The 7,633-nt window shown below is 34.5% G+C and carries 5 protein-coding genes; all 5 read left to right on the top strand.

Annotation, left to right across the window (positions count from 1 at the left end; all coding sequences use genetic code 11):
- The first annotated feature begins 111 nt into the window (after positions 1-111).
- The 5 genes from lpdA (at position 112) to AC4AGG_RS14475 (ending at position 7,533) form a co-directional block, all read left to right on the top strand.
- Positions 112-1,515, top strand: a complete 1,404-nt coding sequence (gene lpdA / locus AC4AGG_RS14495) for a dihydrolipoyl dehydrogenase (protein ID WP_489772731.1) — start codon at positions 112-114, stop codon at positions 1,513-1,515.
- Between the two features lie 94 nt (positions 1,516-1,609).
- A complete protein-coding gene (locus tag AC4AGG_RS14490; RefSeq protein ID WP_489772730.1) occupies positions 1,610-2,605 on the top strand; it encodes a T9SS type A sorting domain-containing protein in 996 nt (331 codons plus the stop codon).
- A 181-nt stretch (positions 2,606-2,786) separates the two neighbouring features.
- Positions 2,787-3,782 carry a proline and serine-rich protein 1 family protein gene (locus AC4AGG_RS14485; RefSeq protein WP_489772729.1) on the top strand — a complete coding sequence of 332 codons (996 nt, stop codon included), beginning with the start codon at positions 2,787-2,789 and terminating at the stop codon, positions 3,780-3,782.
- Between the two features lie 146 nt (positions 3,783-3,928).
- The gene (locus tag AC4AGG_RS14480; RefSeq protein WP_489772728.1) at positions 3,929-6,130 is read left to right on the top strand and encodes a TonB-dependent siderophore receptor; all 2,202 of its coding nucleotides are present in this window, start codon (positions 3,929-3,931) and stop codon (positions 6,128-6,130) included.
- Positions 6,131-6,324: 194 nt separating this feature from the next.
- Positions 6,325-7,533: a PepSY-associated TM helix domain-containing protein gene (locus tag AC4AGG_RS14475; RefSeq protein ID WP_489772727.1), complete on the top strand. Its 1,209-nt coding sequence runs from the start codon at positions 6,325-6,327 to the stop codon at positions 7,531-7,533.
- The last annotated feature ends 100 nt before the right edge of the window (positions 7,534-7,633 follow it).

Raw genomic sequence — 7,633 nt, 5'->3', positions numbered from 1 at the left:
TTGTTTATTGTCGGATTAAATATAAACCCATTTTCCGACTTTTCAGGACGAATAAATTTTCTTAAATTCGCCATCATAAAATATAAATTCTAAACTCTAAACAATTTTATAATGTCACAATTCGATGTTACCGTAATCGGTTCTGGTCCTGGAGGTTATGTTGCTGCAATTAGATGTGCGCAACTTGGTTTCAAAACTGCAATTATTGAAAAATATTCTACTTTGGGTGGAACATGTCTTAATGTTGGTTGTATTCCTTCAAAAGCACTTTTGGACAGTTCAGAACATTTTGAAAAAGCAAAACACGAATTTGCGGGTTACGGAATTATCATCAACGAGCCGAAAGTTGATTTGGCTAAAATGATTGAACGTAAAAATGGAGTGGTTGACATGACCACGAAAGGGATTCAATTTTTGATGGACAAAAATAAGATTACTGTTTTTGAAGGCGTTGGTAGTTTTGAAAGCACGACTCAAATTAAAGTTACTAAAAATGATGGCTCATCTGAAGTTATCGATTCAAAATATACCATTATTGCAACAGGTTCTAAACCATCAGTTTTACCATTTATTTCTTTGGATAAGGAAAGAGTGATTACTTCAACAGAAGCTTTAAATCTAAAAGAAGTTCCAAAACATTTATTAGTAATTGGAGGCGGAGTTATCGGTTTAGAGTTGGGTTCTGTTTACAAAAGATTAGGTTCTGATGTTACAGTAATCGAATTCATGGACAAAATTATTCCTGGAATGGACGGTGCTTTGTCTAAAGAATTGCAAAAAGTTCTGAAAAAACAAGGAATGAAATTTGAACTTTCAACGGCGGTTTCTGCAGTAGAAAGAAATGGAGATACCGTAAAAGTTACGGCTAAAAATAAAAAAGGAGAAGAAGTTACTTTCGAAGGAGATTATTGTTTGGTTTCTGTAGGTAGAAAGCCTTATACAGATGGTTTAGGTCTTGAAAAAGCTGGAGTTGATTTAGACGAAAGAGGAAGAGTGAAAGTTAACGACCATCTTCAAGCGAATGTTTCTAATATTTATGCAATCGGAGATGTAATCAAAGGTGCAATGTTGGCTCACAAAGCTGAAGAAGAAGGTATTTTCGTAGCTGAAACTTTGGCAGGACAAAAACCGCATATCAATTATAATTTAATTCCGGGTGTTGTTTACACTTGGCCAGAAGTTGCAGGAGTTGGTAAAACTGAAGAGCAATTGAAGGAAGAGGGTGTAGCTTACAAAGTGGGTTTTTTCCCAATGAGAGCTTTAGGAAGAAGCCGCGCTTCTGGTGATACCGATGGTTTTGTAAAAATTATTGCAGACGAAAAAACGGACGAAATTCTTGGTTTCCATATGATTGGAGCAAGAGCAGCTGACTTAATTGCAGAAGGAGTTACCGCAATGGAATTCCGTGCAAGTGCAGAAGATTTAACAAGAATGTCTCATGCACATCCAACATATGCAGAAGCTGTAAAAGAAGCGGCTTTAGATGCGACTGGTAAGAGATCCATTCATGCATAGTTAGTTTTGTGATAAACTTAAACGTTTGACTAAATAATTAAAAGAGAAGCAATTGCTTCTCTTTTTTTATTAACTTTACTAAAACTATATTCTTATGAAAAAATTTTTACTCATTTTATCGATCAGTGTTTTCAATGTGAGTTTTGCTCAAACTACTGTTACTTACGCTGCTCATAATCCTATTTCTGGTAATACAGTTAATAATGTAGTCGTTAATGGGACACCAGATAATTCTGCGACAGGAAGTGGGGTGACTTTTAACAATGCGGCTTTAACTTCGGGAGCTGCTGCAAATACCGTTTTTTCAACTCCGTCTGCAACCGAAGTGTCAAGTTATCCTGGTTCTACCCTTAAAGCAACAGATGCAAGTGGAGCGATTACTTATTACAAATCTTCCACTTCAAAACTTGAAATTACTGGTGCAGTCACCTCCGGTGCTACGCTTAATTTTACTACCGATAATGCAACAGCAATGGTGTATCCTACAAGCTATGGTAGTACCAATAATGATACCGCCGCAGGAACTTTTTCTTATTCTGGAAATAATGGAACTTTTTCTGGAACTATTGTTAATTCTGCTGATGCAAGTGGAACGTTGGTAATAGGACCTAATACCTACCCAAATGTTTTGCGTGTTAAATCTGTTCAAAATTTCAGTTTGTTTGTTGTCATTTTTGTTCCTGTCAATATCGGAACAATGACCAATACCACTTATACTTATTATGACAACATTGAAAGATATCCTCTGCTAACGACCACTGCAGGTAATATCACAGTACCTTCATACAGTATCAATCAAGACACCAATAGCGCAGTTGCATTAAGCAAAACTTTTTTAGGAGTTGAAAATGTTGACCTTAAAAAATCACTTTTTGTATTTCCAAATCCTGTGGAAGATGAAATCCATATTTCTGGCGATCTCTCTGACTTTACAACTGCCGAAATCTACGCAATAGATGGTAGATTAATAAAATCCTTTATTTTAAAGTCTGAAAGATTAAATATTTCTGAGCTTAAAACAGGAAATTATATTTTGACTTTGAAGGGGAAAACAGAACAAAAAGTTTCTTTGAGAATTCTTAAAAAATAAATTTCATTGAATGGTATTTGAAAATTTCTATTTTTTTTGAATAAAATTTCTTAGATGTCGTATTTTATAATAGGTTAAACGAAGATAAAATAAAGTTACAAATTTCAGTAAATTCCCTAAAATAGGAGGTTTTGGCACACTTGTAGAATATCACTCTACATAACCTTTAAAATTTAAAGTCATGAAAAAGATATTTACAACTTGTGTTTTATTAATTGGATTTTCCATTTTTGCACAAGAGGCAGGAAAAGCAGGAGAGCTTTTGAAAAACGAAGCAAGCCGTACCGAAATGCAAACAAGAAGAAGTGATGCCACGGTTAACAAAAGTGCAACAAATAGTTCTGAAGCAAAAAGAAGCGGTAATGTCTTAGATAATTCTAATTACAAAAATCAAGGGAACAAACCGAATTCCAATATCAATAAAAACATTTCTGTGAGAAATTACAGATGGCATGATAACTACGGAAATTCTGAAGTGTTTTTGAGAATTCCGGAACGTGGATATTTTACTGTAGAAATTGGAGAGCAAATGATAAGCAATGCTTCAGGAAAATTCAGATTTTTTGATTTGAATTCAGGGAGATTACCTATTTCAATCTACGAAGACGGATATTTGGTGTACAGAACAAGGATCAATGTACAAAACAATAGAAGACTTGTTTTAGACTTTTTTAGTAATCAAGGATTATATCTTTTAGACTCTTATCCAGTCCAAATGCAGTCTTACGGTTACAGCGAGTGGGATGATGTTTGGAATAATCCGTACAACAATGGTGGTTATTATGGCAATAGCGGTAACAATGGTGGATATTACGGTAACAATGGAAATAACGGTGGTTATTATGGTAACAACGGTAATGGAAATGGTTACGGAAACTATGGCAACAACGTGATGAATAACAGTCAGTTTGGTAATTTCATGAAATCTTTACAAAGAAATTCGTTTGACGATTCCAAATTCCAGTTTATTCAACAGCAGGTGAGAAGTTCTTACTTTACTTCTGCTCAAATTAAAGATATTTTGAGCGCCTTTAGTTTTGACAAAGGAAAATTAGAAGCTGGTAAGATGCTATATGGAAACTGTGTAGATAAGTCCAACTTTTATACGGTGTATGAAGCATTTAGCTTTGATAGTTCAAGAAAAGAACTGATGAAATATGTGTCTAACGCAAGATAAATTTTAATTAACATATAATATCAAAGAGAAGTTTTGGCTTCTCTTTTTTTATGATTTTTATCACAAATTTTATTTAGAATTATTAAAAATAGTTGAAATTAATTTTTACTTTTGCACGGCATTTTAATTAAGTCTAAATAGAGAACATGAAGAAAGTTGTAATACCGGCATTGTTAACCGCTGCCTTTTTTGCACAAGCACAACAAAAGAAAGATTCGGCTAAGAGTAAAGAGATTGAAGAAGTTGTTATCAAAGGCAAATATTATCAGAAATACAAACTTAATGAGGTTTCGGGTTCTTTAAGATTAGATACACCAATTTTGGAACTTCCGCAAAATGTACAGTCCATTAACGGACAAATTATTACTGACCAAATGTCGCTTAATATGTCGGAAGGCATTGTACGAAATGTGAGTGGTGCGAGGAAAGTAGAGCATTGGGATAACGTCTATTCTAATGTTTTTATGAGAGGTGCAAGTATTGGGACGTTTATCAACGGAATGAACGCTACAACAACTTGGGGACCGATTAATCCAGATATTTCTGTCGTTGATCGTGTGGAATTTGTGAAAGGTCCGGCTGGTTTTATGGGTTCTTTGGGAGATCCGGCTGGTTTTTATAATGTTGTTTTGAAAAAGCCTACAGGTAAATTCAATAATTCGGTGAAGTTTACAACAGGAAGTTACAACCTTTACCGCGGTGAAGCGGATTTGGACGGGGTTTTAGTGAAAAAAGGAGTCTTAGATTATCGACTTAATTTGATGGCAAGTTCCAACAATTCTTGGGTGAAAAATGATGAAAACAATAAAATAATTGTAGCACCTTCATTAACATTTAGACCAACAAAAACAACGACATTTACTGCTCAATATACTTATCAGCAACTTAAATTTTCACAAGCAGGAGCTTATTTGTTTTCGAAATCAGGTTACGGAGATTTACCAGTTGATTTCAATTTTTTTGATCCTAATTTCAAGAAAACTACCATCAAAGATCAAAGCTTATTTTTAAGTTTAGATCAAAAGATTTTTAAAGATTGGGTTTGGAGTGCACAATATGCTTACATGGATGTGGATCACGATGGAAGTAATCTTTGGGGAAGTTTTGATTCGACGGATTCTAATATATTTAACCGAAGTTTAGGCAATTGGCAAGCAAAAGGAGATAATAATATTTTCCAAACCTATCTAAGAGGAACTTTGCAAACGGGTTCTATGAAGCATAAATTGATTGCAGGATTCGACTACGGAAACCGAAAATATGAAGCCGATTTTACTTATTTCGGTACGCCTTATCCTTTCGATATTTCCAATCCAACTTATGGAATTGATCCTTCAATATTGCCTTCTGACGATTTTTATACTTTAGATTCAAACGCTCCATTATATGATAAAGAAGGTGTTGAATATACTTCATATTACATCCAAGATCAGGTCGAAATGTTCAATAATAAGTTAAGGCTTATTTTAGCAGGTCGATATACCAATGGAAAAACCTACGCAGGTTATCCAAATATTACTGGAAAGTATATTCCAGTGATGGTTAATTCGGCTGGAGAATTTACGCCAAGAGTAGGTTTAAGCTATTCAATCAAGAAGGATTTTTCTGTTTACGGAATTTTTGACAAAACCTTTACACCACAATCTGTCCAGACCTATGCAAGCAATGGAACTTCAGTTGCAGCCCCTTTAAAAGGACAAAATATTGAATTTGGACTTAAAAAAGATTGGTTTGGTGGGAAATGGAATTCGACTTTGGCTATATACGAGATTAAAAGGAAGAACATTATCGTAGGAGATAAAGATCATGAACTTATGGATAGCAATGGAAATCCTACTTATCCTTACAATTATGCTAATGGAGAACAAAGAGCAAGAGGTTTTGAAGCTGATATTAAAGGGGAAATTTTCAAAGGTCTTAACGCAGTGATTAACTATGCTTATACTGATGCGAAAACGGTGAAAGATACCAATGAAGCTTTCATCGGAAAGCCCTCTCCTGGAAATGCAAAAAATGTTCAAAATACGTGGTTGACTTACCGTTTTTCGGATAGTTTCTTGAAGGGATTCGGAATTTCTGCAGGTTACCAATATCAAGGAGGAAGAGTAGCTTGGTTCCCAAGTCAGTCCGTAAACTTGTCGGACAAATTACCAGATTATGTAGATACGAATTTTGGAGTATCATACACACACCGAAAATTTGATGTCAATTTTATTTTAAATAACTTATTCAATAGAAAAAATTACGGTGGCTATACATTCTCAGATTGGGCAACAGGAGACCAAGTCTATGCTTATATGTACAGTGCGCCAAGAAATTGGAGATTGTCGATAGAATATAAGTTTTAAAAATTGAATTAAAAATTTTAGCTGTGTCATAATCATATTGTTTTGTCATTCTGAGCACGTAACGAAGTGAAGTAGTCGAAGAATCTATTTTAAAATATTGAGATTCCTCCTTCGTCGGAATGACAAAGCATTTATTATGTTTGCAGTAAAATTGAACGTATTTATCAAAAAGAGTTCAATTACCATAATATAGAATGAACAAAAACACCAACAAAAACAAAAAATCAAACTTCAAAGCATGGGTGCGAAAATTGCATTTGTGGTTTGGTTTAGGGATTGGTTTTATAGTTTTTGTGGTGAGTATTACCGGTGCTTTATTTGTTTTCAAGGAGGATATTCAAGCGTATTTGAGGAAGGATTTTATTCATCATCAGGAACAAAATATTTCTGAGAAAAAAGTTCTTCCAATCCGAGTTTTGGAGCAAAAAGTCAATGAACAAGTTCAGGAAAAATATCCGATTCATTGGGTTGAAATTCCTATAGATAAGACCAAATCCTATAAATTCTATTATTACGAAACCAATCCCGAAGCTTGGAATTATTTCGATGAATTGGTGGTTTACAAATGCGCTTATGTCAATCCGTTTTCAGGGAAAGTGCTTTCGGTTCAGGATGAGAAAAATGGATTTTTCAATATTGTGAAATTCATTCATTGGAGTTTTTTACTGAAATCCACTTGGGGAAAATATGTAGTAGGAATTCCAGTGCTGATATTTTTGCTGATGTTGATTTCGGGGATTATTCTTTGGTGGCCGAAGAACAGAAAAGCCAGAAAGCAACGCTTTTGGTTTCAATGGAAGAATATCAAAAATTGGCGTCGAAAGAATTACGATTTACACAGTATTTTAGGATTTTATTCTTCGTTTGTAGCGTTGATTGTCGCCATTACAGGATTGTTTTATTCATTCATGTTTATTCAAACAACGTTTTATTGGGCGTTTTCGGGTGGTGAAACGGCGCTTCCAGATTATTCTCACATCAAAACCAAAGACCCAATTGAAATGCGTTCTGCTGAAACCTTAGATAAAATGGCGTATCAAGTGGAGCAATATTATCCTAATGAAAGTGCGTATGCCATGGATTTGGGACACGAACATTTGGGCGATTTAGAAGAAGAGCACCCGAATTATACAGTCTATGTGCGAGGTCTTGACCAAGAATACTACATCTATAGCGAGATGATTTTTGATGAAAATTCGGCGAAGTTGTTACTCAATCGACCTTATTCTAAACGAAGTTTAGGCGAAAAATATATTGCTGCGAATTATGATATTCACGTTGGGGCAATTTTAGGAATTTTTGGAAAAATAATTGCCTTAATTTCAAGTTTGATTTGCGCCAGTCTTCCCATCACTGGATTTTTAGTTTGGTGGGGACGGAATCATAAGAAAAAGCATACTTAATTTGGATTAACAGTTGTTTATTTTATTCTTGTTTAATGAAAGAAATAAAACCACAAAAGTCACAAAAGCTTATATTTATAATCTTTTATGACTTTTGTGG

This window comes from Chryseobacterium sp. CG10_8 (assembly GCF_058117085.1).
The sequence above is the reverse complement of the archived record's forward strand: the minus strand, read 5'-3'. Positions and strand labels throughout refer to the sequence as shown.

Excerpts from the sequence above, each read along its gene's own strand:
- AC4AGG_RS14485 (WP_489772729.1), top strand. The coding sequence starts at position 2,787 with ATGAAAAAGATATTTACAACTTGTGTTTTATTAATTGGATTTTCCATT.
- AC4AGG_RS14490 (WP_489772730.1), top strand. The coding sequence starts at position 1,610 with ATGAAAAAATTTTTACTCATTTTATCGATCAGTGTTTTCAATGTGAGT.
- AC4AGG_RS14475 (WP_489772727.1), top strand. The coding sequence starts at position 6,325 with ATGAACAAAAACACCAACAAAAACAAAAAATCAAACTTCAAAGCATGG.
- lpdA (WP_489772731.1), top strand. The coding sequence starts at position 112 with ATGTCACAATTCGATGTTACCGTAATCGGTTCTGGTCCTGGAGGTTAT.
- AC4AGG_RS14480 (WP_489772728.1), top strand. The coding sequence starts at position 3,929 with ATGAAGAAAGTTGTAATACCGGCATTGTTAACCGCTGCCTTTTTTGCA.